The organism is Ferrigenium straubiae (genome assembly GCF_051257895.1).
Taxonomy (GTDB): domain Bacteria; phylum Pseudomonadota; class Gammaproteobacteria; order Burkholderiales; family Gallionellaceae; genus Gallionella; species Gallionella straubiae.
Window position 1 is genome coordinate 380,890 of record NZ_CP194331.1, and the last position, 24,915, is coordinate 405,804.

Sequence of the window (24,915 nt, forward strand, 5' to 3'; positions counted from 1 at the left end):
AATGAAATTAAGAAAACTGGCAGGGTTGATTTCCCTGCTCTGCATGTCCTCCGCTTGGGCAATCGAACCGTTCACAGTCAAGGATATCCGCGTCGAGGGTGTACAGCGTACCGAAGCCGGCACGGTGTTCAGCTACCTGCCGGTCAAGGTCGGCGATACCATGGACGACCAGCAGGCCGCCGCGGCGATCCGCGCGCTGTATGCCACCGGCTTCTTCAAGGATGTGCGCCTGGAAGTCGAGCAGGGCGTGTTGATCGTGCTGGTGCGCGAGCGCCCCTCGATTGCCAGCATCGAACTCAACGGCATTAAGGACTTTCCCAAGGACCAGCTCAAGGACAACATGAAATATGCCGGGCTGGCCGAGGCGCGCATTTTCGACAAGGGCGCACTGGACAAGGCGGTCCAGGAGTTGAAGCGCCAGTATGTGGCGCGCGGCAAATACGGCGTGAGCGTGTCGACGACCGTCACCGATCTGGAGCGCAACCGCGTCGGCATCGTGTTCAACGTGGTGGAAGGGGAAGTCTCCAAGATCAGGCAGATCAACCTGGTCGGGAACCGTGCCTACCAGGAAGAGGATTTGCTGGATTTAATGAAGCTCAGCACGCCGGACTGGCTGAGCTGGTTCAACAACAGAGACCAGTATTCCAAACAGAAACTATCGGCCGACATGGAAGCCATCCGCTCGTTCTATATGGATAATGGCTATCTGGAGTTCAGCATTGACTCCACGCAGGTTTCGATCACGCCGGACAAGAAGGACATCTACATCACCATCAACATCACCGAAGGCGAAAAATACACCGTCTCCAGGACGGGAATAGCCGGCAATACTCTGATCGCAAAGGAGGAAGTTGAAAAACTTGTTCAGGTAAAAACGGGCGATACCTTTTCGCGCAAGGCATTGACTGAAACCAGCAAGAAGATCAGCGAACGGCTGGGGCAGGATGGCTATGCCTTCGCCAACGTGAATGCGGTGCCTGAACTGGACAAGGAAAAGCACCAGGTGGCGTTCACTTTCGCGATCGATCCCGGGCAGCGCGTGTACATACGCCGCATCAATATCGCCGGCAATGACAAGACGCGCGATGAGGTACTCCGCCGCGAATTCCGCCAGGTCGAAGGTGCGTGGTTCGACATGGAGAAGATCAAGAAGTCCAAACAGCGCGTGGACAAGCTGAACTTCTTCGAGGAGGTCAACGTGGAGACCCCTCCGGTGCAGGGCACCAACGACCAGATGGATGTGGATGTTTCGGTGAAGGAGAAATCCACGGGCAACTTTTCGGTGGGGGCGGGTTACTCGAATGGCGAAGGTGTAACGCTGTCAGCCGGTGTGACGCAGGCCAACCTGTTCGGCAGCGGCAACCATATCTCGACGCAAATCAACACCAGCAAGGTCAACCAGGTTTATTCGCTCTCGTACACCAATCCCTATTTCACTGACGACGGCGTGAGCCGCGGCTTCGATGTATACAGGCGCACTACCGATTCGAGCAGCACGGCAGTCAGCGAATATTCTTCGCGCACCCTCGGTGGCGGGGTGCGCTTCGGTGTGCCGATAGGCGAGGATGAGTCGATCAGTTATGGTCTGGCTATTGAGCAAACAAATCTCTCCCTGACTACGTTGAGTACGGCTAGGCTTGCAAAATATGTGACTGATTTTGGCTCATCGAATACCAACCTCATCGGCACGATAGGATGGGGGCGCGACAGTCGCGATAGCGCGATCTATACTACCGAAGGCACTGTGCAGCATGCTTTCGCGGAAATTGCCCTGCCGGTATTCGATATGCGCTACTACAAGCTGAATTACCAGCATCAAAAGTATTTTCCGGTGAGCAGCGATATTACGCTGCTGCTGAACGGCGAAGCGGGCATCGCGGGAGGCTACGGTGGCAAACCGATGCCCTTCTTCAAGAATTTTTATGCCGGCGGTACCGGATCGGTGCGTGGATATGATTCCTACTCGCTCGGGCCGCGCGATTTCAACAATCAATCGTTGGGCGGCACGAAGCGCGTGGTCGGCAATGCGGAGTTGTTGATGCCGATTCCGGGAGTCAAGGAAAAATCGGTGCGTCTGAGCGGATTTGTCGATGCGGGTGCAGTCTATGGCCCCGGTGACCTGCCAGGCAGCGCCGGAATGCGCTATTCTACTGGGGCGGCATTTACCTGGCTGTCTCCGGTAGGGCCGATCAAATTCAGTTATGCTGTGCCGCTCAACAAGCAGCCGGAGGATAAATTGCAGAAGTTCCAGTTTAACCTGGGCTCGATGTTCTGATAGAACTACTAAGTATTGGCTAAGCCGGTAAAGAACGCTGGTAAGCCTCTGCTTATGATGAAACCGCTGATTATGATGCATAAGGAGTGAGCGATGAAGATGATGATGAAAGCTTGCATGCTGGCGGTATTGCTGGGTGTGGGAGCAGCGCAGGCCGCTGATTTCAGGGTGGGTGTCGTGGATACCGAGCGCGTGTTGCGCGAATCCGCGCCGGCGGTGAAGGCGGAAAAAAAGATTGAGAAGGAATTTTCGGGGCGCGACCAGGAAATCAAGAAGCTGATGAAACAGGCGAAGGAACTGCAAGCCCTGCTGGAGAAGGATGGCGGCAAGCTCACGGATGCCGATCACCGCAACAAGGAGCGCGAATTGACCGCCATGAACGTGAACCTGCAGCGCATGCAGCGCGAATTCCGCGAGGATCTGAACCTGCGCAAGAACGAAGAATTGGCCGTCGTGCTGGAGCAGGCCAACAAGGCGATTCAGGCGATTGCCGAGGCAGAAAATTTCGACCTGGTCCTGCAGGAAGCGGTATATCGCAACCCCAGAATAGACATCACCGACAAGGTAATCAAGCATCTCGCCGTCGAGAAGGCAGACGGCGGCAAGGAAAGTAAGTAAGCGGCGGGCGGATGGCTATTTCCTATCGGTTGGCCGATATTGCGGCGCAACTCGGCGGGCGCGTGCTGGGGGGGGGCGATGTGCGCATTTCCCAGATTGCCACGCTGGAGAGGGCGCGGCCTGACCAGATCAGCTTTCTCACCAACAGCAAATACCGCATGCAGCTTGCCGGCACCAAGGCCGGCGCGGTAATCCTCGGCGAGGCGGATGCGGAGGCGACCAGCCTACCGCGCATCGTTTCGGATAATCCCTACGCCTATTTCGCCAAGGTCTCGGCCTTGCTCAATCCTTTGCCTGAAGCCAGGCCTGGCGTGCATCCCGATGCGGTCGTCGGTGAGAGCGCGCAGATCGACCCGACGGCCAGCATCGCCGCGATGGCGGTGATCGGCGCGGGTGCGACGATAGGCGCGCATTCGATAATCGGCGAGGGCTGCTGTATTGGCGTGAATACTGTCATCGGCAGCCATGCCCGGCTGTATCCGGGCGTGGTGGTCTACCACGACTGCGTGATCGGCGATAACCTGATCGCGCACTCCGGCGCGGTGATCGGCTCGGACGGTTTCGGCATCGCGATGGACGAAGGCCGCTGGATCAAGATTCCGCAGATCGGCCGCGTGGTGATCGGCAACAATGTTGAGATCGGCGCGAACACCACCATAGACCGCGGCGCGCTGGATGATACGGTGATCGAGGACGGCGTGAAGCTGGACAACCAGATCCAGGTCGCGCACAACGTGCGCATCGGCGCGCATACAGCGATTGCCGGATGTGCCGGAATCGCCGGCAGCGCGGTAATCGGGCGCTATTGCCTGATCGGCGGCGGCGCGCGCATCCTGGGGCATTTGCAACTGGCCGACCACGTCGAGATCGCCGCGCACACGCTGGTCGGGAAATCCATCCGCGAAGCCGGTTCCTACGCGGCCATTTTTCCATTTGCCAGGACCGATGACTGGCGCAGGAATGCGGTGCATCTGCGGCACCTCGACGATCTGGCGAAGCGCATCAAGGCACTGGAACAAGAGATTGAGTCTCTGAAATTGAAACAGCAAAACGGGCATCATTAAAAAGGAAAGATTCATGAGCACACAATCCGAAAAACTTTTGGCCGGGCACCCGATGGACATCCACGCCATCCTCGAACATCTCCCGCACCGCTATCCCTTCCTGCTGGTGGATCGCGTGCTGTCGATCGAGCCTGGCAAGGACATCGTCGCGCTGAAGAACGTCACCATCAACGAGCCGTTCTTCCCCGGCCATTATCCGCACCATCCGGTGATGCCCGGCGTGCTGATCATCGAGGCGATGGCGCAGGTCGCCGCCTTGCTGTCGTTCAAGTCGATGGGCAGCAAGCCGGACGACAAGTCGGTGTACTACTTCGCCGGCATCGACGGCGCGCGCTTCAAGCGCCCGGTCGGCCCCGGCGACCAGTTGATCATCAAGGTGGCGCTGACGCGCAGCATGCGCGGCGTGTTCAAGTTTTCCGCTACCGCCGAGGTGGACGGCCAGCTTGCCGCCGAGGCGGAACTGATGTGCACCATGAAGTCGGTGCCGTGATTTTGTATTTTCAGAGGTATTCATGATTCACCAGACCGCCATAGTCCACCCCAACGCGAAACTTGCCGACGACGTCGAGGTAGGCGCGTATTCCATCATCGGCGAGCATGTCGAGATCGGTGCGGGCACGGTGATCGGCCCGCATGTGGTGATCAACGGCCATACGCGCATCGGCAAGCACAATCACATCTTCCAGTTCTGCTCGCTGGGCGAAATTCCGCAGGACAAGAAGTACGCCAATGAGCCGACGCGCCTGGAAATCGGCGACCACAACACGATCCGCGAGTTCTGCACCTTCAATCTCGGCACCGCGCAGGACGTCGGCGTGACGCGCGTCGGCAACCACAACTGGATCATGGCTTATGTGCATCTGGCGCATGACTGCCAGGTCGGCAACCACACCATTTTCGCCAATAACGCGCAACTGGCCGGACACGTCGAGGTCGGTGATTACGCGATCCTCGGCGGCTTCACCGTGGTGCACCAGTTCGTCAAAATCGGCGCGCACATCATCACCGGCATGGGCACGATCCTGCTGCAGGATGTGCCTCCCTACGTGCTGGCTTCCGGTAATCCCTGCGCGCCGCACGGCATCAACGCCGAAGGACTGAAGCGGCGCGGTTTCTCCAGCGCGTCCATCATGGCGATCAAGCGTGCCTACAAGGCGCTGTACAAGTCCGGCCTGAGCCTGGCCGAGGCGAAGGCCGCGATCGAGTCGCAAGCGGCGGAGCACGCCGAGTTGCAGCCGCTGGCGGAGTTCATTGCCAAATCGGAGCGCGGCATCGTGCGCTGATCCGGTTGCTCCCTAACTGGTCAATCAAGGGTTTCTTCATGCAGCAGAAAAAAATCATAATCGGCATCGTCGCGGGCGAGGCCTCTGGCGACATGCTCGGCAGCCACCTGATGGCGGCGCTGAAGGAAGCGCGCCCCGATGTGCAATTTGTCGGCATCGGCGGCCCGAAGATGCAATCCGCTGGAATGGAGGTGCTGTTCCCGATGGAAAAACTCGCAGTGCGTGGCTACGTCGAAGTGTTGCGCCATTACTTCGAGATCGTCGGCATCCGCCGCAAGCTGAAAAATCATTTCCTGGCCAACCGTCCGGACCTGTTCATCGCGGTGGATGCGCCGGATTTCAACCTCGACCTGGAGCTTACGCTCAAGAACGCAGGAATCCCCACCATCCACTACGTCAGCCCGTCGATCTGGGCGTGGCGCGGCGAGCGCGTCCACAAGATCAAGCGTGCCGTGTCGCACATGCTCGCGCTGTTTCCGCATGAGCCGAAGATTTACCGGGAGGTCGGCGTGCCAGTCGATTACGTCGGGCATCCTCTGGCCGACATGCTGCCGGATCAACCCAGGCGCACCGAAATGCGCGAAACGATGCGCATTCCGCTGCAAGCCAGGGTGTTCGCTTTCCTGCCCGGCAGCCGCCAGAGCGAAGTGAAGCATCTCGCGCGCACCTACATCGAGACCGCCAAGCTGATCCTGCAGCAGGTACCCGATGCGCGCTTCCTCGTGCCGCTGGTCAGCCGCGAAACGCGCGGTATCTTCGACCAGGCGCTCTACGATTGCGATGCGCAGCAACTGCCGATGACGCTGCTGTTCGGTCACGCGCAGGATGCGATGATCGTCGCCGACGGCGTGCTGGTCGCCTCCGGCACGGCCACGCTGGAGTGCGCGCTGCTCAAGCGGCCGATGGTCATCACCTACCGGATGCCGGCATTCTCCTGGTGGATGATCAAGCGCAAACGCTACCAGCCGTACTTCGGCCTGCCCAATATCCTGAGTGAACGCTTCGTGGTGCCGGAACTGATCCAGGAAGACGCCACGCCGGAGAATCTCGCGCAGGCGCTGCTCAACTTGGTCAACGACAAGGATGCCGTTGTGCAGCTCGAAGAAACGTTCCGCGCGCTGCACCAGACGCTGCGCCAGAACACCGCGCAGAAGGCCGCGGCGGCCATCCTGCCTTACCTTCCTGCATGAGCGGCGCGATCCTCATCTGCGGTGTCGATGAAGCCGGGCGCGGCCCGCTGGCCGGGCCGGTGAGCGCGGCGGCGGTGATCCTCGACGACGCGAACCCCATCGCGGGCCTGGCCGATTCCAAGAAACTCTCCGAGAAGCAGCGCGATCTGCTCGCTCCCGTCATCCGCGAACGCGCCTTGGCTTGGGCGGTGGCTTATGCCGAAGTGGAGGAGATCGACAGCCTCAACATCCTGCAGGCCACGCTGCTCGCGATGCGCCGCGCCGTGCTGGCGCTGCAGGTAGCGCCGCAGCAGGTGCTGGTGGATGGCCTGTATTGCCCGCAGACCGGCATTCTCAGCCAAGCCATCGTCAAGGGCGACGGCAAGGTTGCGGCGATCTCCGCCGCGTCCATCCTGGCGAAGACCGCGCGCGACGAACTGATGCTGCGACTGCACGAGCAGTATCCGCATTACGGCTTCGCCGAGCACAAGGGCTACCCCACCGCCGCGCACCTCGCCGCCTTGCGCGAACACGGCGTGTCGGCGGTGCACCGCAAGAGTTTCAGGCCGGTGCGCGAGCTTCTGTAGGAGGGCGGGACGCTTTTGAGGTATCGTACCGCTTAACCAATAATCGGCTGATATCGATGACCCTGTTCAAGCTCATCCATTTGCTCGCCGTCCTGATCTGGGTGGGCGGCATGTTCTTCGCGCATATGGTGCTGCGCCCCGCCGCCGCGGAAGTGCTCGATCAGCCGCAGCGCCTCAGGCTGCTGGAGGCGGTGTTCCGCCGTTTCTTCAACTGGGTATGGGGCGCGAGCGGCGCGATCCTGGTCACGGGCTTCTACCTGATGTACCTCTACGGCGGCTACGGCCACTCGGCGCGCCACGTCCACATCATGCTGGCCCTGGGGCTGGCGATGATGGCGATCTTCGGTTATATGTTCTTCGCTTGCTACGTGCCGTTCAGCCTGCATGTCGCCAAGCAGCGCTGGAAGGAAGCGGGAGAGGTCCTGGCCAGAATCCGCCGGCTGGTCGCGCTGAACCTGGCGCTGGGGCTGCTGACCATCTGCGTGGTGGCGGTCGGCATGGCGCGCGGCTGAGGCCATTCCCCCAGGCCTTCTACCCGTTTTCCCCGGCGATTCTACCTAGTTACCCTAATTAACTTGCAGCAGATGCGGGTATCTAATTGGCCTGCGGGAGAGGCCATTCCGGCATCCGATAAAACTTTCCGTTAAGCGCTTCCAGCCCTTCGCATGGGCTGCTTTCATGAGTTTCACGCCTCACGTGCGCAACGTCCCTAGACAACCACACGATACATCCGAAGGAGACGATCATGCTGGCAAGAAAGACAGTGGAATTCCAGTTCATCACCGGCCTGAAGCGGAAAATGTTCCGCAACACCCGCCTGTGCGGCAGCTGGGACAGCGAAGGCAGGTATTCCGACATCTGGTCCGAAACCGCGATGCAGGAAGGCATCGGCAAGGACGGATGCCCCGTTTTCAAGGCTTCCGTCACACTCGATCTTGCCGACCAGGACAAGGTGTTCAAATGGGGCGTGGTGCTCGACGGACCGCAGGGCGCCAACTTCTGGGGGATGCCGACCGAGGTGCAGGATACAACTTCCGCCGACCGGCATCGCGAGTTCCGGCTCTCCGGCGGTGCGGCGCGCCAGATGGAAAGCTACTACCTGACATACGGCCGTCGCCTCGGGGCCAACAAACACTATGCAGCCGGAAGCGCTTCCCCCAGCCTGCGTTTCGGTGTCTGGGCGCCCAACGCGCAAAAAGTGGAAGTCGTCTTCGGCAAGCCGGCCAGCGGCTACATCGCCGACGACGGCACCGGGATCGATCCGTCGCGGCCCGTTGCCGTTCTTTCCCGCACGGAAGACGGCATCTGGGAGGGCAGCCCGCCGGGGGATTTTGAATCCTTCAAGGGCCTGCCTTACATGTACCGCATCCTCAACGCCCAGGGGCAGACCGTTTACCGCACCGACATCTTTTCGCGCGGCCAGATCGGCAAGGGCCATATCGACCCTGCCGATCCCAAAACAGGCAAGTGGGACGGTACGGCGGAGATGCTGGACGGCACGGTGAGCTGCAGTCTGGTCATCGATCCCGACGTGGTGCGCCGCGATTTTGCCTCCACGCCTGCCGGGAAAAAACCGGATCTCATTCCTGCGACCGAATTCTGGTCGATGGAATTCACGCCCGGCCTGCCGGTGCCGAACTTCGTCGAGGATCTTGCCATCTACGAGCTGCATGTCGGCTCGCTCGGCTTCGGCAAGCCGGGGCCGGGCGACCTTGGCGACGCGATGGCCTTCCTCGATCACCTCGTCGATCTTGGCGTGAACGCCGTCGAGCTGCTGCCCATGGCGGAGTTCTCGGGCAATGTCGCCTGGGGCTACGGCGACACGCACCACATGTGCATCGAGGCCAGCGCCGGCGGGCGTGACAAGTACCGCCACTTCGTGCGCGAGTGCCACCGCCGCGGCATCGCGGTGACCCAGGACGTGGTCTACAACCACTACGACCTCAAGGCGGAGCGCGCCCAGTGGCAGTACGACTCGACCGCTCCCGAGCAGAACATCTACTACTGGTACGAAGGGCGCTCCGGCGATTACGCGTCACCGGAGGGCGGCTATCTCGACAACGGCTCCTCGGGCTACACCCCGCGCTTCTGCGAAGAGACCGTGCGCCAGCAGTTCATCAGCAGCGCCGCCTTCCTCGTCGAGGAGATGCATGTCGATGGCCTGCGTGTGGATCTGACCCAGGCGATCCACCGCGACAACCGCCTGCATGCGGACGGGCGCACCATCGGCAGCGCGAACATCTTCGGGCAGAAGCTGTTGCGCGAATTGAGCCGCACCCTGCACATGGTGCGGCCCACGGTGATGATGATCGCCGAGGACTACACAGGATGGAATGCCGTGACCAAGCTGCCGGCGCAGGGCGGCCTGGGCTTCAACGCCCGATGGGGCGCCGAGTTCTATCACAACCTGATCGGCGACTCCGCCTCGGCGGGTGGCAAGGCGCGCCTGCTCAAGCAGGCCGGATACGGCGGCAACGAGCCGCTCGAAATGGACTGGTTTGCCGGCGCGCTCTACGGCAGCCGCTACAACCAGGTCGTGTATCACGAGTCCCACGACGAGGCCGGCAACGACAGCGGCACCGAACGCACCATGGTGACCGCGATCGGCGAGGCCACCCTCGATGAGACGCGGCGTCCCTGGGCGGAGGCGCGCTCCCGCGTGGCCTCCGGCCTCTCCATGCTCTCGGCCGGCACGCCGATGTTCTTCATGGGGGAGGAGGTCGGCGCGCAGAAATCGTTCCGCTACGACAACTTCCTGCAAAGCCGCGAGGACATCGTCGGCGAGCGCATGAACGGCGGCAAGGCGATCTTCCGCTTCTACCAGGACCTGCTCACCCTCAGGCACCGCATGCGCCCGCTGCACAGCCACAACATCGACATCCTGCACGAATCGAACTCCGACCGGGTCGTCGCCTTCAAGCGCTGGAGCGGGGACGAGGAAGTCATCGTCGCTGCGAGTCTCAATAACCAGCCGTTCGCCGACGGCTACACCGTCGCGAAGGACGAGATGGCGATTCCCGATGGCGAGTGGAAGGAGATTTTCAACAGCGACTCCGCCTTTTACGGTGGGCATAACCTGGGCAACGACGGCGGCACGCTCCATTCTTCGCATGGCCGCCTGAGCATGAAGATTCCCGCGAACGGATTCGTGGTGCTCGCGAGGCAGTGATGTGACACTCACCCTCTCCCCACGTAGGAGCGCAACTTGTTGCGCGATAAGGCTTCCGGGCAAATCGCCCGGCGAGCCGGGCTCCTACATGGAATGCCATGAAATATGCGTGCTGGCAGTAGGTCGGGTTTCAACCCGACATGCCCGCTCCTATCGAAGCAGTCGGGCTTAAGCCCGACCTACTCCCCCAGATTCATGCGCCGGATGTAGTGGCAGGTATATCCCCGTGGATGCTTGACCAGATACTTCTGGTGGTATTCCTCGGCGCGCCAGAACTCCCGGAACGGCGCGACCTCGGTGACGATCCGCGCCTTCCATTCCCCCGAGCCTTCCACGGTGCGGATGACCTCCTCGGCGGTGCGCTTCTGCTCCTCGCCGACGTAGAAAATCGCCGAGCGGTACTGCGTGCCGAAGTCGTTGCCCTGCCGGTTCTTCGTGGTCGGGTCGTGCATGCGGAAAAACTCGAACAGCAGGTGGCGATAGCTGAGTTTCTGCGGGTCGAACACGATCTTGAGCGACTCCGCATGCCCGGTGCGTCCGGTCTTCACCTGCTCGTAGGTCGCATCGGGCGTGTCGCCGCCGGTGTAGCCGACCTCGGTCTCCAGCACGCCGGGAATCCGGCGCACCAGTTCCTCCATGCCCCAGAAGCAGCCTCCGGCGAGGTAGGCGGTCTGTCGGGTTTCGGTTGTGGTCATGGGCGCTCCTTGGGCGAGGGTGGAGGCGGAGAATAGCGCGAGGAGGAGGAGGAAGAGGGGGAGGGGAGGCAATTTGCTTTGCTTAACATAGAAGTGAGCGGCCTGCGCGGTTTTTCGCGCAGGTCCGGTTGGCCGCTAGGTTAGGTTGCTGCTTCCACATATGCCAAGAGAGCCTTAGCCGACTCAGTTGCTTGAGGAAGGCCCAGTGCAATGGTCATTGAGTCGGCCAATACACCAACTATCTGAGCTACTTTTTCCCCGAGGGTGGATTCTTTGATTACCTGAGCGTACTTCGGGTCGAAATACGCATGGCCGAAGAGTACTTCTATGGAATCAAAAATTCCGGCGGAGCCTGTCAGTTTGTATTCCTCGATTGCATTGATTAACTTCCTGATGTTTCGTGACAACGCAACCCGTATTTCCTTATCTATATCTTCAGAAGCAAGCAGTAAGTCGAGAACTTCAGTCAGTCCAGTTTTAGCTCCGTTTAGCACATCCTCGTCAAGAGGCTTTAGCTTGGACTTAACCTGTAAAAGTCTCGAATGAATTTTTAGATAATTTATCGAGTGATGGTCGATCATGTTAATAAACGTAGACCATGTTTGGTTCAAAACTTGACCATTGAATCCAGCTTGAACTTGCGAAACCCAATGGGACCACGTGTCAGGCTCGTCTGGATATGTAAAACGAATAGCGGAGACAGTAAGCGAAGGTAGTTCCATGACCTTGCCTATTCGAACAAATAGTTCCGGGCTCTCGGGCCGAACATTAAGCAGTTTGGACCATGCCTGTCGACAGTTTAGGTTTTGGTCAAGTCGCTTTCCTTCCTCCAGAAGAGTCAGAAGTCTGTAGGCGGGGTTATCAAAATCCATATTGGCTCCACTAGCGAATAATGTGAGTGTGTTGCGCTGCAACCTAACGTAAATTGGATGGCGAACCCGCCGTATATACTGGAACTGTTTGACGTATAAGCTGCCGCATTGATCGCATCTCCCTGATTGTTTGAGCCGGGCAAAACATAACACGGCATGGCCAATTCTCAAAGGTGGCCTCGCATTAGGCTCGCTCGCTCTTTTGTGGCTACGGCCGCCCTTCGGGCTTAACCTATGCAAGCACAGGTTAGCCTGCGCCGCAAGCGCGCAACCTTATGCTACCGGCGTTCTTTCTTCATAGCCTGAGCGGCTTCACGCTTGGCATCCTTTTCCTTTTCCGTGGCGCGCTTGTCATGCATCTTCTTGCCTTTCGCAAGGCCGATCTCGAGCTTGATGCGGCTGCCCTTGTAGTGCATGTCGAGCGGCATCAGGGTGTAGCCGGCGCGCTGCACCTTGCCGATGAGTTTGTCGATCTCGTGGGCGTGCAGCAGGAGCTTGCGCGTGCGCACGGGGTCGGGATGGATGTGGGTGGAGGCGTTGGCCAGCGGGCTGATGTGCGAGCCGAACAGGTAGAGCGCGCCGTCCTTGACCGTGATATAGGCCTCCTTGAGCTGCGCGCGCCCGGCGCGGATGGCCTTGACTTCCCAGCCTTCCAGCATGATGCCGGCCTCGTATTTTTCCTCGATGAAGAAATCGTGGAAGGCCTTTTTGTTCTGGATGATGCTCATTAGCAGGTGAGTTTTGCGGTGTGTTCGGCTATTCTACCAGCCTTTGGTTTTTCGACTTTGTGAAGCGATGGCATTCGTAGAAAAAATCGTGTTGGTTCCGCACAGCGCGGAGCAGATGTTCAACCTCGTGGACCGGGTGGAGGAGTACCCGGATTTCCTGCCGTGGTGCGGCGGCTCCAGCGTCACCGAGCTGGAGGGGACGACGGTGCATGCGACGGTGCATATCGATTACCACCATATCAAGCAGCACTTCACCACCGAGAACACGCGCACGCCGCCGCACCAGATTGACATGAAGCTGCAGGACGGGCCGTTCCGGCATCTGGACGGGCGCTGGCGCTTCATCCCGCTGAACGAGGCGGCCTGCAAGATAGAATTCCGCCTGCACTACGAGTTTTCGAGCAGGCTGCTGGAGAAGCTGGTCGGGCCGGTGTTTCATTACATCGCCAACTCCTTCGTGGACGCCTTCATTCACCGCGCGGAAAAAGTCTACGCCACGCCATGAGCGGCACGATCAACATCGAGGTGGTGTACGCCCTGCCCGACGAGCAGATACTGTTCCGCCAGCAACTGCCGGAAGGGGCGACGGTCGCAGAGGCCGTCAGGCTTTGCGGCATCTTCGAGAAGTATCCCGAGATCGACCTGGCCGGCAACAAGCTGGGCATCTTCGGCAAGCTGGCCAAGGCCGACACCGTGCTGCGCGACAGGGACCGCATCGAAATCTACCGCCCGCTGATCGCCGACCCCAAGGAGGTGCGCCGCAAGCGCGCCGAGGAGGGGAAGGTCATGAAGAAGGGCGGCGGGGATATATGACGTACACTCTCTCTCTCTTTTCCGTTCGTGGTGAGCCCTTCGACAAGCTCAGGGCGAACGGCGTTGTTATAGTTTTTCGGAACCGACTTCATTCATGCTAGATCACGACCTGCATTGCCACTCCCGCATCTCCGACGGCACGCTCTCCCCGGCCGAGGTCGTGGCGCGCGCGGCCGAGCGCGGCGTGAAGGTGCTCGCGCTGACCGACCACGACGACCTGGACGGGCTGGACGAGGCGCGCGCCGCCGCCGCAGAGCACGGCATGACCTTCATCAACGGCGTGGAGATTTCCGTAACCTGGCGTACCCACACCGTGCATGTCGTCGGCCTCGGCATCGACCCGGCGTACCCACCGCTGGTATCAGGCTTGCGCAGCGTGCGCAGCGGGCGCGGCGAGCGCGCCGCGCGCATGGCCGATGCGCTGGCGAAGGCAGGCATCGGCGGGACGCTGCAGGGCGCGTACCGCTATGCGGGCAACCCCAACATGATCGGGCGCACCCACTTCGCGCGCTACCTCGTCGAGGCCGGGCATTTCAAGGATGTGAAGAGCGTGTTCAACCGCTATCTCGCGAACGGCAAAACGGGTTATGTGCCGCACCGCTGGGCGGAGCTTTCCGATGCGGTGGGCTGGATACGCGGCAGCGGCGGCGTGGCAGTGCTCGCGCATCCCGGCCGCTACATGGCCGGGCGCCACAAGATGGGCAGGAAGACCATGCACGAATTGCTGACCGAATTCGTCGCGCGCGGCGGGCAGGCGATCGAGGTGGTGAGCGGCAGCCACACGCCCGAGCAGCACGCCGAGTTCGCGCGCTATGCCGCCGAGTTCGACCTGCTGTGTTCGTGTGGTTCGGATTTCCACGGCCCGGACGAGAGCTGGCGCGACATGGGGCGGCTGCCGGACTTCCCGCTGGGCTGCAGGCCGGTGTGGCAGCTCTGGGAGCGCGACGCCGTATCGAAGGTGGTCTGATGGCGCAATTTTTCACCATCCACCCGGACAACCCCAATTTGCGCCTGATCCGTCAGGCGGCGGCGATGCTGCGCGACGGCGCGGTGGTTGTGTACCCAACCGATTCCGGATACGCGCTGGGCTGCCATCTGGACGACAAGGACGCGGTGGCGCGCATCCGCCAGATACGCGGGCTGGACGACAAGCACTTCCTGACGCTGGCGTGCCGCGACCTCTCGGAGATCGCACGCTATGCGCGCGTGGACAACAGCAAGTTCCGTCTGCTGAAGAGCAACACGCCGGGCAGCTACACCTTCATCCTGGAGGCGACCAAGGAAGTGCCGAAGCGCCTGCAGCACCCCAAGCGCAGCACCATCGGCATCCGCATCCCCGATCATCCGGTGGCGCTGGCGTTGCTGGCGGAACTGGACGAACCCTTGCTGAGTTCCACGCTGATCCTGCCGGATGCCCATCATCCGCTGACCGATGTGGAAGAAATACGTGAACGTCTCGAGCAACTGGTCGAGCTGGTAATCGAGGGCGGAGCTGTGGGGCTGGAGCCGACCACCGTGATCGACCTGACCGGCGACGCGCCGGCATTGATAAGACAAGGGAAGGGCAGTATCGCGCCTTTCGGAATCGAGGAATAAAGGAAATGCTGAATAAATCCGTTCGCCCTGAGCCTGTCGAAGGGCGGGTTTGCACCCCATTGATTCTACATCGACCTCCGTCCATGGTTCGACAAGCTCACCACGAACGGAGGGCTTGTTCAGTGTTCTTCGTGCCCTTCGTGGTTCAATTACTGTTTTTAAGATAATGCAAACTGATCAACTGATTCAGACCATCTCTCTCGCCGCGATCCCGGTGCTGTTCGCGATCACGCTGCACGAGGCGGCGCACGGCTACGTGGCGCGCCATTTCGGCGACATGACCGCGCACCAGCAGGGGCGCATCTCGTTGAACCCGCTGCGCCACATCGATCCGGTCGGCACGGTGCTGTTCCCGCTGCTGACCCTGTGGCTGGGCGGCATCCTGTTCGGCTGGGCCAGGCCGGTGCCGGTCAACTTTGCCGCCTTGCGCCGCCCCAAGCAGGACATGCTCTGGGTGGCGCTTGCCGGACCCGCCACGAATTTATTCATGGCGCTCGGCTGGGCATTTCTCTATAAAATGGCGTGGCTGTTTCCGGACAGTTATTTTGCCGAGCCGCTGCTGGGCATGGCCGAGTGGGGGATTAAAATCAACGTCGTGCTGATGGTGCTGAACCTGCTGCCGCTGCCGCCGTTGGATGGGGGACGCGTCGCGGTCAGCCTGCTGCCGCACCGTCAGGCGTTCCAATTGGCTAAAATCGAACCCTACGGCATGTTCATCCTGATTTTTCTGGCGGTCACGCCGGTGCTGAGTCTGGTACTCTCGCCGCTGGTGAACCTGATGTATAAATTGATTACGTTTTTATTCGGGCTTTAGAAGATATGTTTGCTGATCGTGTTTTATCGGGAATGCGCCCCACCGGAAGTCTGCATCTGGGGCATTATCACGGGGTGCTGAAAAACTGGGTGCGGATGCAGCACGAGTACGAGTGCCTGTTTTTCGTGGCCGACTGGCATGCGCTGACTACGCATTACGACACGCCGCAGATCATTGAGCAAAGCGTGTGGGACATGGTGGTTGACTGGCTCGCGGCGGGGGTCGATCCCGCGCACGCCACGCTGTTCATCCAGTCGCGCGTGCCTGAGCATGCTGAGCTGCACCTGCTGCTCTCGATGATCACCCCGCTGGGCTGGCTGGAGCGCATGCCGACCTATAAGGATCAGCAGGAAAAACTATCCGAGAAAGACCTCTCCACCTACGGTTTCCTCGGCTATCCATTGCTGATGAGCTCGGACATCCTGATCTACCGCGCCACCCAGGTGCCGGTGGGCGAAGACCAGATCCCACATGTCGAATTCACGCGCGAGATCGCGCGGCGCTTCAACCACATCTACGGGCGCGAGCCGGGCTTCGAGGAGAAGGCCGAAGCGGCGGTGAAGAAACTCGGCAGCAGGAAGGCCAGGCTGTATGCCGAGCTGCGCACGCGCTTCCAGGAGCAGGGCGACGACGAGGCGCTGGAGTCCGCCAAGGCGCTGCTGGACGAGCAGCAGAGCCTCTCGCACGGCGACCGCGAGCGCCTGTTCGGCTACCTCGAAGGTGGCGGTAAGATGATCCTCTCCGAGCCGGAGGCGATGCTCACCGCCGCGTCGAAGATGCCGGGGCTGGACGGGCACAAGATGTCCAAGTCCTACGACAACACCATCACCCTGCGCGAGGACGAGGCGAGCGTGACCAAAAAAATACGCACCATGCCGACCGACCCGGCGCGCGTGCGCCGCACCGATCCGGGTACGCCGGAAAAATGTCCGGTGTGGGCGCTGCATCTGGTGTATTCCGACGAGGATACCAGGCAGTGGGTGCAGAAGGGCTGCACCACCGCAGGCATCGGCTGCATCGAATGCAAGCAGCCGGTGATCGACGGGGTGCTCACGGAGCAGCGCCCGATGCGCGAACGCGCGCAGCAGTACCTGGACGACCCGGCGTTGGTGAAGAACATCATCGCCGACGGCTGCGAGAAGGCGCGCAAACTGGCCTCCGAGACCATGCGCGACGTGCGTGAGGCGATGGGGTTGAGCTACGGTTAACAGACGATGAGCGAAGCGCAATTATTGCTGCATCCCGTCGCGCGCATCCACGGCGAACCGCTGCTGGAACTGCCGCAGGATCTGTACATCCCGCCGGATGCGCTGGAGTTGGTGCTGGAAAATTTCCAGGGGCCGCTGGACCTGCTGCTCTACCTGATCCGCAAGCACAACCTGGACGTGCTGGACATCCCGATGGCGGAGCTGACCAAGCAATACATGGGCTACATCGAGATGATGCAGCAGCACCGCTTGGAGCTGGCCGCCGAATACCTGCTGATGGCGGCGGTGCTGATCGAGATCAAGTCGCGCATGCTGCTGCCGCGCCCGCCCAAGGCCAGCGAGGATGAGGCGGAGGATCCGCGCGCCGAACTGATGCGCCGCCTGCTGGAATACGAGCAGGTGAAACTGGCCGCGCAGAAGCTCAACGAGCTGCCGCAGGCCGGGCGCGATTTCGAGATCGTGCAGGTGCTGATCGAGCGCACAGTGAAGGATCGCCTGCCGGCGGTCAGCGTGGAAGACCTGCGCCAGGCCTGGCTGGGTGTGCTGGCGCGCGCCAAGCTTCACACGCACCACAAGGTGCGCCGCGAACAACTGTCGGTGCGCGAACAGATGACGCATGTGCTGCGCTGCCTGCAGAGCGGCGAGTACGTCGAGTTCGACAAGCTGTTCGACGTGCAGGACGGCGTGGCAAAACTGGTGGTCACCTTCATCGCCATCCTCGAACTGTCCAAGGAATACCTGGTGGAAATACAGCAAAGCGAAACATTCGGGAGCATCTATGTCAGAACAAGCCGAGCCATTACCGCAGAGTGAAGCAACAGTGCCCATCGAAGCCGGGGCGATGCCGGACGAGGGAGCGATTCCCATCGACCTGTTCGGCGGCAAGATGGATACCGCGCAATTCAAGCAGATACTGGAAGCCGCGCTGCTGACCACTACGGAGCCCTTGCCGGTTGCGGAGCTGAAGAAGCTCAGCGACGTGTCGCTGGACAACAAACAGATGGAAGCGCTGCTCGAAGAGCTCGCGCAGGACTGGCAGGGGCGCGGCGTGGAACTGGGCCGCGTGGCCAGCGGCTGGCGCTTCTGCGCCAAACCGGAAATGCAGCAGTACCTCGACCGGCTCAACCCGCAAAAGCCGCCGCGCTACTCGCGCGCCGTGCTGGAGACGCTCGCCATCATTGCCTACCACCAGCCGGTCACGCGCGGCGACATCGAGGAAATCCGCGGCGTCGCAGTCTCCTCGCAGGTATTGAAGACGCTGGAGGCACGCGGCTGGGTGGAAGTGGTCGGCACGCGCGACACGCCGGGCAAGCCAGAACTGTTCGCCACCACCAGACAGATGCTCGATGACCTGAACCTGCGCGCCCTGCAGGAGCTTCCGGCGCTGGAGGAAATCGGCGCACTGCTGGAGCAGGAAACCGCCCCAGGGGCGTGATTTGCCGCGCCCCAAAAGGAGGGGGTAATGAACTCACGTTGTAATTGTGCTGGCTCGTCAATATGTTACAAAAAACGAGCGCCCTCGCCGACGAACAGTTCTATAACAGCCACCGAAAACAAGATTCAATGCGGCCCGGGCAGGTGCGCCCGCTGAAATCCCGGCCAGGATTACGTCTGTGCCAAGGGGCCGGTCTATTCTTGGGCGGAGTTAAAAAATCTGCCCGGAGAGTATTAACAAAACCGCAATTCCTGCTATCCTTCGCATCTCGAAAAATTCTCTCCCGGCGAAAAACCAACCGGAATCCAATTTTTTAATAATAGAGGTAAGGTAATTATGAATGTCAGTGGAATGCTCCACGGAGCGCCCATGCTTAAGATCGTCGATTTTCCGGCCTCCGAGGTGCTCGGCCCGGAAGCCAGCGAACACGATATACATAGCCTGATCGAGAAGTGCGGCTCGGTCTTCGTCAAGCCGATCTTTCGCGGCGGCATCGGCAAGAAGGGCAAGTCCGGCCTGATCGGCCGCGCCAAAGACCTGAAGTCGGCGCTGGCCGAAAAAGAGCGTTTGTATTTTGCCGAATACAAGGTCGGCGATGTCGTTTACAAGTCGCGCGGCGTCACCTTCGAAGGTGCGGTCCCGGCCCAGCATGAAATCTACTTTTCGATCACCGACTCGACCCGCTATCGCGCACCGGTGATGACACTGACTCATCACGGCGGTATGGACATCGAAGAGCTGGACAAGACCCAGATCATCGAAGTCCCGTTCGACCCGCTGACCGGCCTCAAGTCCTTCATCGTTTCCAATGCGCTGACCGACCTCGGCGCTCCCAAGGAAATCATTTCGCCGCTGGTGCAGCACCTGCCCAAACTGTGGGACCTGTATCACCACTACGGCATGTCCACGCTGGAGCTCAACCCGATCCGTATGATGCCGGGCAAGTCCGGCTCGCTGATTCCGGTGGCCTGCGACTTCAAGTGCGGTTTCGACCGCGACGACCCCCGCGTGAATCGCCTGACCCTGCCCGATGACCTGTTCGTCACCGAAGCCAACGACTTCGAGCAGGAGATCAACGAGTTGCGCACCTACCAGGGGCAGAGCGACGTTTACGTGATCAACGACAAGGGCACCATCCTTGCCCCTACCTTCGGCGGCGGCGCAAATTCGCTGGTCACCGAAGTGCTGGGCAACGACGCCATCATCTCTTCCGACTTCGGCGGCAACCCGCCCTACGAGAAGATGTACGACGTGATGCGCATATCCCTCAAGTACTATCTCAAGCAGACGAATGTGCTGTTCATCATCGGCGGCAAGGCCAACAACACCGACATCTTCGTCACCTTCCGCGCGATGGCGGATGCGTTGCGTGATTACTTCAGCGAGCGCGGCCCAACACCGCTGTATGTGGTGATCGGACGTGGCGGCCCGCAGGTGATCCGCGGCATGGGTGCGTTCAAGGATGTGCTCGATTCCTTGCGCATCCCCTACAAGATATTCGGGTTCGATTCCGCGATGACCGACGTGGTGAACTACGCGCAGGAAGCGGATCGCTGGATGAAGAGCGGCGGGCGTGCCGAAGTGGCGAAGCTGCTTGGTCTGCCAGCCGACGCCTGACCTGGTCGAGAGCCCCTATACATACAAGCAGACGGCCGCCGTGCGATAAATCGCCCGGTGGCCGTTCGGACGAAAAGTAACGAGTAATGAAAAGGTGATTGCAATGAGAAAGCCTGGTATCAAAGACTTCAAGTACTACGTTGGCATCCGCTCGCTGGCCGACATCGCCACGCGCGAAGACCGCATCTGCGTGCTGAACATCACGGGCAACGAATCCCGTGCCGTGACCCCGGTCAGCCATGCCTATTCCGGCGGCAACGTCGTGTTCGGCACCTCGCCCGGACGCCGCGGCCAGGTCGTGGAAACGCCCGCGGGCAACATCCCGGTGTACAACAACGTGCGCGAAGGCATGGAAGCCGGCCACAAGTTCAATGTCGGCGTGGTCTACCTGCCGCCCTCCGCAGTGCGCGACGGTGTGGCCGAACTGATCCGCATCAATCCCGATGTCGAAAAAGTCGTCATCATCACTGAAAAAATATCGGTGCATGATTCGCGCGAAATCCGCGCGCTCGGCCAGCAGCGCGGCGTGGACATCTTCGGCGGCAACTGCCTCGGCGTGGCCGACTCCTGGAATCAGGTGCGCATCGGCGGCGCGCTGGGCGGCGACAACCCCGGCGAGACCCTGCGCAAGGGCTCGATCGCCATTTTCTCCAACTCCGGCAACTTCACCACCACCATCGCCAACTACCTGTCCATCGGCGGTTGGGGCACCACGACGCTGATCTCCAGCGGCAAGGACATCTACATCAATTACGCAGCGCCCGAATTCGCCTACGCGATGTCCAACGACGAGCGCACCAAGGCGGCGGTGATGTACTCCGAGCCGGGCGGCTATTACGAACACGATGTCGCGTTCGACAAGCCGGTGGTCGCCTGCGTGGTGGGCCGCTGGAAAGCCACCCTGACCCGCGCCGTGGGCCACGCCGGCGCCATCGCCGGATCGGGCGACGACGCGCGCGCGAAAGAAAAATGGTTCATGGACAAGTTCGGCGTGAACGACCTGTACACCCCCGGCAATCCGGTGTGCTCGAAAAAAGGTGCAGTCGTCACCAACATCGCCCACATCCCTGAAGCGCTGACTGCGGTGATGAAACTGAACGGCATCGAGAAAGATTTCAAGCCGGAAGGCAATCTGGAACTGAAACCGTGGTTCGGCGACAATCAGGGCCTGAAGCTGCCCGCTGCGCTCGATATCCCCGTGGTCAAGGCCCTGGCACCGTATGACCTGCAGATCGCCGAGTTGCTCAAGAACGTCGGCGCGATTTTCCCGCGCCAGTCCATGAAGGACTGTTCGGGTTCTTCGGTGATGGATCCGAAGACGCAAGTCACCAAGGTCAACAACATCTCCATCCTCGACTGTTCCAAGCAGCCGCTGGAATCCAACCTGTGCCTGGCGCTGGTGCGCGAGCTCAACGACGAGAACGACAACGCGCTGTATAACCTCGCGGTCGCCGCGCACGTCAATCTGCACAATGATCCCATGTTGGCCGCTGCCGAAGCCTCGCGCGAGGCGGGCAATGCGCCCAACACCGCGATCAGCGCCGCAGTCGCCTTGCTCGGGCCGAAGCGCGTGGATGCTGCGCGCGCTGCCGCCGACTCCCTGACGGAAATCTTCGCGCACTCCGGCCTGTTGAAGGGCGACGACGAAGCCGCCAAGGTCAATCCGGCCGCAGCCACCGCAGAGCAACTCGCGACTCTGGTCGGCGACAAGGCCGACGCCAAGGCCGATTCCATGCTCAAGGCATTCGACAAGCGCGGCGCCAAGTCGGTGTTCGTGAAGTATCTGCGCTCGCTCAAGGGCCATCCCACCGCCGACGCAGTGCTGGCCGCACTGACCACCACCGTTGCCTGGGAGCCGCTGATGCGCAAGCGCATCTCCAAGCTGACCGTGCACAACATGCCCTGGTACACCAAGCTGTTCGGCATGATCATCGGCGCATCCACCGAAGCCAAGCACCACGCAGCCGGCAGCTTCTGCGGCGTGGACAACCAAGAAATCCTTGACTCCTGGACCGTCACGCAACTGGCCTATATCTCGCTGCTGGGCGAACGCCCAACCGCGGCCAGCCTGCTGCCGCTGCAAGTCATCCTGGGGCTCATCATCTCCAATGGTGTCGGCACGATTTCGTCGCAAGGCTGCAAGGGCGCGGTATCCGCCGACGGCCCGGAATCTCCGGAGCGCGTGCAGATCAACAAGGGCATGATCGGATTCCTGACTCATACCGGTTTCGCCCACGGCGGCAACGGCTATGAAGGCATCCAGTTCCTGATCGAGAATTTCAAGGACACCAAGCTGGCCGATGCGGGTGCGGCTAACCACGGCATCGACCTGAAGAAGATCACCACGGACTTCGCCATCGCCTTCAACAAGGAGAAGAAGCAGAGCAAGGCGCTGGGCACCGGCGTGCGCAACATCCCCGGCGTGAACCACCCGGTGTTCAAGGGCCTGCCCGTCAACAAGGATCCGCGCGAGACTTTCATCTCCGAATTCTTTGCTGAGCGCGGCGAGAAGAACGTGTTCCACGACTTCTACAAGACGCTGGTGCAGTCGCTGTACGACAACGGTGTCACCGCGAACGTGTTCTGCGTGAACATCGATGCGGTCATCGCCGCATCGCTGCTCAAGCTGCTGTGGCCGCGCTACCGCAATGGCCAGTTCAGCGAGAACCTGATGGAGATGGCGGCATTCACCGCCTTCCTGTTCGGGCGCATGGCTGGCTGCGCGGGCGAGATCGACGACCACATCAACCGTGGCCGCAACATGGACACGCGCACTCCGGCTTCGGCGTGCACGCATGTTTCCTAGGAGCGACAGCCACCGGTTTCCAGTTTTTGCGCAATTTTCCCGGAGCAGAACGCAAGAGGGGCGGAGCTAGAGTGCGGAGCCCCATCATTCCTGTTCGACTATCTCCGATGGGTTGCGTTGTTTTGCCATGAATGATTTTTAATTTAGCAATTATGGAGAGTATTTATGACCGCACTTAACGTTGCACAGAAAATCCTCCTGGCCAATGCGGCCGGGGGATTGAAGCAGCTTCCGGAGCAGGGGAAGCCGCTGGAGATCCAGTTCACCCATACCCTCTACCAGGACGCCACCGGCACCGCCGCCGCTCTGGCCTTCGAGAAGATGGGCGTGGACCGCGTGAAGACCACCTCGGTCATTGTGATCGATCACAAGACCATGCAGATCGGTTATGTCGACGGCGACGACCATCGCTATCTGGAAACCTTCTCCAAGAAATACGGCTGCTGGTTCTCGCGCGGCGGCCTCGGCATTTGCCATAGCGTGTTCCTCGAGGACTTCGCGACTCCCGGCAAGTCGGTGATCGGTTCAGACTCGCACACCACCAACGCCGGCGGCATGGGCATGCTGGCGATGGGTGCGGGCGGCACGGACGTGAGCTTCGCGATGGCCGGCACTTCCTACAAGATCGAGATGCCGAAAGTGGTGCAGGTGAATCTTACCGGCGCGCTGCATCCGGGCGTGCTCGCCAAGGACGTGATCCTGAACGTGCTCAAGGTCATCGGCATCAAGGGTAACAAGGACATCTGCCTGGAGTATACCGGGCCGGGCCTGAAGAGTCTGAACGTCACCGACCGCGCCACCATTTGCAACATGGGCACCGAGGGCGGCGTCGCCTTCTCGATCTTCCCGTCGGACGAAATCACCAAGGCCTATCTGGAAGGCCGCAATCGTGCCAAAGACTGGCAGCCGCTGGCCGCCGATGCGGGCGCGACCTATTCGCGTACCGTCGAGATCAATCTGTCCGACCTTGAACCGACCATCGCGCTGTATCCGCGCCTGAAGGGCATGGAGCCGGTCTCCAAGCATGCCGGCATGCCTATCGACGCGGTATTCATCGGCAGCTGCACCAACTCCAACTACGAGAACCTGGCACGCGTCGGCGAGATGCTGCGCGGCAAAAAGGTCAAGGTCGACACCGCCATCGCCCCGGGTTCGCAAGCCATTGCGCGCCAGCTCGCAGCGGCAGGCTACCTGGAAATTTTCTACGCCGCCGGTGTGCGCGTCCTGGAAAATGCCTGCTCCGCCTGTATCGGCCAGGGTTTTTCGCCACCCAGCAATGGTGTGATGCTCTCCACGGCCAACCGCAACTTCGAAGGCCGTTCCGGCACCGAGACTGCCGCAGTGCATCTGGTCAGCCCGGTCACTGCGATAGCCGGCGCGATAACGGGTGTTGTTACCGATCCGCGCACGCTGCTCAGCGGTGATCTCACCATCAAGTATGTTCCGCCGGTAGTCGACATAGGCGCCTACATCGCACCGCTGCCGCCCGCGGAAGCCGCCAAGGTGGTGATGCGTTACGGCCCGGATATCGCACCACTGCCGACGCTCGCGCCGCTGCCGGCCAAGCTGTCCGGCGAAATCCTGCTCAAGCTCGGCAACGAGATCACGACCGACCACATCCAGCCTGCCGGCAAATACCTGTCGTTGCGTTCCAACGCGGACGAATACGCCAGGCAGGCGACCTTCGTCCAGGTGGACAAGACCTTCAGCACCCGCGCTGCGGCGCTGCGCGATGCGGGCGGTCACGGCTTCATCGTCGCGGGCGACGGCTACGGCATGGGCAGCTCGCGCGAGCATGCCGGCCTGTGCCCGCGCATCCTCGGCATACGCGCCATCGTGGCCAAGGGCTTCGAGCGCATCCACCTCGCGAACCTCGCCAACTTCGGCATCGTGGCGCTGACCTTCGAGAACCCGGCCGACCTCGACCGGATTACACAGGGCGCGAAGGTGTCTCTCGATATGTCCGGCTTGGAAAGCGGCCAGCTCAAGCTGGCGGTGGAAGGCGTCGGCGATATTCCTCTGAAGCTTGCGCAGGGCAAGGAAGACATTCCGATGATCCGCGCCGGCGGCGCACTGTCCCTGTTTGCGAGCCAGCAGCAGGCCTGAGCCAGGATTGGTAGGTCGGGCTTTAGCCCGACCCGTCGGGTTGAACCCGACCTACGCTAC

Annotated in this window: 23 protein-coding genes; 20 read left to right on the top strand and 3 right to left on the bottom strand. The window is 60.9% G+C overall.

Annotated features, from left to right (window positions below; translation table 11 throughout):
* Position 1 precedes the first annotated feature (1 nt).
* From bamA to ACRRNM_RS01855, 9 genes are all read left to right on the top strand, one after another.
* A complete protein-coding gene (gene bamA, locus ACRRNM_RS01815) occupies positions 2–2,275 on the top strand; it encodes an outer membrane protein assembly factor BamA (protein WP_435626545.1) in 2,274 nt (757 codons plus the stop codon).
* A gap of 93 nt (positions 2,276–2,368) precedes the next feature.
* Positions 2,369–2,893 (top strand): OmpH family outer membrane protein, encoded by a 525-nt coding sequence (locus ACRRNM_RS01820; protein WP_435626546.1) that lies wholly within the window; start codon positions 2,369–2,371, stop codon positions 2,891–2,893.
* 17 nt (positions 2,894–2,910) lie between these two features.
* The gene (gene lpxD / locus ACRRNM_RS01825; protein WP_435628623.1) at positions 2,911–3,957 is read left to right on the top strand and encodes a UDP-3-O-(3-hydroxymyristoyl)glucosamine N-acyltransferase; all 1,047 of its coding nucleotides are present in this window, start codon (positions 2,911–2,913) and stop codon (positions 3,955–3,957) included.
* 13 nt (positions 3,958–3,970) lie between these two features.
* Positions 3,971–4,447, top strand: coding sequence for a 3-hydroxyacyl-ACP dehydratase FabZ (gene fabZ / locus ACRRNM_RS01830; protein WP_435626547.1), 477 nt, complete (start codon positions 3,971–3,973; stop codon positions 4,445–4,447).
* 22 nt (positions 4,448–4,469) lie between these two features.
* Positions 4,470–5,240 (top strand): acyl-ACP--UDP-N-acetylglucosamine O-acyltransferase, encoded by a 771-nt coding sequence (gene lpxA, locus ACRRNM_RS01835; protein ID WP_435626548.1) that lies wholly within the window; start codon positions 4,470–4,472, stop codon positions 5,238–5,240.
* A 38-nt stretch (positions 5,241–5,278) separates the two neighbouring features.
* A complete protein-coding gene (gene lpxB, locus ACRRNM_RS01840) occupies positions 5,279–6,430 on the top strand; it encodes a lipid-A-disaccharide synthase (RefSeq protein ID WP_435626549.1) in 1,152 nt (383 codons plus the stop codon).
* Positions 6,427–6,996: a ribonuclease HII gene (rnhB, locus tag ACRRNM_RS01845; RefSeq protein WP_435626550.1), complete on the top strand. Its 570-nt coding sequence runs from the start codon at positions 6,427–6,429 to the stop codon at positions 6,994–6,996. The genes lpxB and rnhB overlap by 4 nt, the downstream gene beginning before the upstream one ends.
* A gap of 56 nt (positions 6,997–7,052) precedes the next feature.
* On the top strand, positions 7,053–7,508 hold the full coding sequence (locus ACRRNM_RS01850; protein ID WP_435626551.1) for a DUF4149 domain-containing protein: 456 nt from the start codon (positions 7,053–7,055) through the stop codon (positions 7,506–7,508).
* Positions 7,509–7,741: 233 nt separating this feature from the next.
* Entirely contained in the window at positions 7,742–10,165 is a 2,424-nt protein-coding gene (locus ACRRNM_RS01855) for an alpha-amylase family glycosyl hydrolase (RefSeq protein WP_435626552.1), read from the top strand.
* Between the two features lie 179 nt (positions 10,166–10,344).
* On the opposite strand, the gene msrA is transcribed toward ACRRNM_RS01855, so the two are convergent.
* The 3 genes from msrA to smpB form a co-directional block, all read right to left on the bottom strand.
* On the bottom strand, positions 10,345–10,860 hold the full coding sequence (gene msrA, locus ACRRNM_RS01860) for a peptide-methionine (S)-S-oxide reductase MsrA (RefSeq protein WP_435626553.1): 516 nt from the start codon (positions 10,858–10,860) through the stop codon (positions 10,345–10,347).
* A 140-nt stretch (positions 10,861–11,000) separates the two neighbouring features.
* The gene (locus ACRRNM_RS01865; protein WP_435626554.1) at positions 11,001–11,441 is read right to left on the bottom strand and encodes a hypothetical protein; all 441 of its coding nucleotides are present in this window, start codon (positions 11,439–11,441) and stop codon (positions 11,001–11,003) included.
* A 569-nt stretch (positions 11,442–12,010) separates the two neighbouring features.
* The gene (smpB, locus tag ACRRNM_RS01870) at positions 12,011–12,460 is read right to left on the bottom strand and encodes an SsrA-binding protein SmpB (protein ID WP_435626555.1); all 450 of its coding nucleotides are present in this window, start codon (positions 12,458–12,460) and stop codon (positions 12,011–12,013) included.
* A 67-nt stretch (positions 12,461–12,527) separates the two neighbouring features.
* Between smpB and ACRRNM_RS01875 the strand changes: the two genes are divergently transcribed.
* The 11 genes from ACRRNM_RS01875 (at position 12,528) to ACRRNM_RS01925 (ending at position 24,855) form a co-directional block, all read left to right on the top strand.
* Positions 12,528–12,965 (top strand): type II toxin-antitoxin system RatA family toxin, encoded by a 438-nt coding sequence (locus tag ACRRNM_RS01875; protein WP_435626556.1) that lies wholly within the window; start codon positions 12,528–12,530, stop codon positions 12,963–12,965.
* The gene (locus ACRRNM_RS01880; RefSeq protein WP_435626557.1) at positions 12,962–13,273 is read left to right on the top strand and encodes an RnfH family protein; all 312 of its coding nucleotides are present in this window, start codon (positions 12,962–12,964) and stop codon (positions 13,271–13,273) included. Before ACRRNM_RS01875 ends, ACRRNM_RS01880 begins: the two co-directional genes overlap by 4 nt.
* Before the next feature lie 94 nt (positions 13,274–13,367).
* A complete protein-coding gene (locus ACRRNM_RS01885) occupies positions 13,368–14,240 on the top strand; it encodes a 3',5'-nucleoside bisphosphate phosphatase (protein ID WP_435626558.1) in 873 nt (290 codons plus the stop codon).
* Positions 14,240–14,869 (top strand): L-threonylcarbamoyladenylate synthase, encoded by a 630-nt coding sequence (locus tag ACRRNM_RS01890; RefSeq protein ID WP_435626559.1) that lies wholly within the window; start codon positions 14,240–14,242, stop codon positions 14,867–14,869. The genes ACRRNM_RS01885 and ACRRNM_RS01890 overlap by 1 nt, the downstream gene beginning before the upstream one ends.
* A 166-nt stretch (positions 14,870–15,035) precedes the next feature.
* Positions 15,036–15,683 (top strand): site-2 protease family protein, encoded by a 648-nt coding sequence (locus ACRRNM_RS01895; protein WP_435626560.1) that lies wholly within the window; start codon positions 15,036–15,038, stop codon positions 15,681–15,683.
* A 5-nt stretch (positions 15,684–15,688) separates the two neighbouring features.
* Positions 15,689–16,891: a tryptophan--tRNA ligase gene (locus ACRRNM_RS01900; RefSeq protein ID WP_435626561.1), complete on the top strand. Its 1,203-nt coding sequence runs from the start codon at positions 15,689–15,691 to the stop codon at positions 16,889–16,891.
* 6 nt (positions 16,892–16,897) lie between these two features.
* The gene (locus tag ACRRNM_RS01905) at positions 16,898–17,704 is read left to right on the top strand and encodes a segregation and condensation protein A (RefSeq protein ID WP_435626562.1); all 807 of its coding nucleotides are present in this window, start codon (positions 16,898–16,900) and stop codon (positions 17,702–17,704) included.
* Positions 17,705–17,777: 73 nt separating this feature from the next.
* The gene (scpB, locus tag ACRRNM_RS01910; protein ID WP_435628624.1) at positions 17,778–18,326 is read left to right on the top strand and encodes an SMC-Scp complex subunit ScpB; all 549 of its coding nucleotides are present in this window, start codon (positions 17,778–17,780) and stop codon (positions 18,324–18,326) included.
* Between the two features lie 369 nt (positions 18,327–18,695).
* On the top strand, positions 18,696–19,943 hold the full coding sequence (locus ACRRNM_RS01915; RefSeq protein ID WP_435626563.1) for an ATP citrate lyase citrate-binding domain-containing protein: 1,248 nt from the start codon (positions 18,696–18,698) through the stop codon (positions 19,941–19,943).
* A gap of 103 nt (positions 19,944–20,046) precedes the next feature.
* Positions 20,047–22,749 (top strand): hypothetical protein, encoded by a 2,703-nt coding sequence (locus tag ACRRNM_RS01920; protein ID WP_435626564.1) that lies wholly within the window; start codon positions 20,047–20,049, stop codon positions 22,747–22,749.
* A gap of 165 nt (positions 22,750–22,914) precedes the next feature.
* Positions 22,915–24,855 carry an aconitate hydratase gene (locus ACRRNM_RS01925; protein ID WP_435626565.1) on the top strand — a complete coding sequence of 647 codons (1,941 nt, stop codon included), beginning with the start codon at positions 22,915–22,917 and terminating at the stop codon, positions 24,853–24,855.
* The last annotated feature ends 60 nt before the right edge of the window (positions 24,856–24,915 follow it).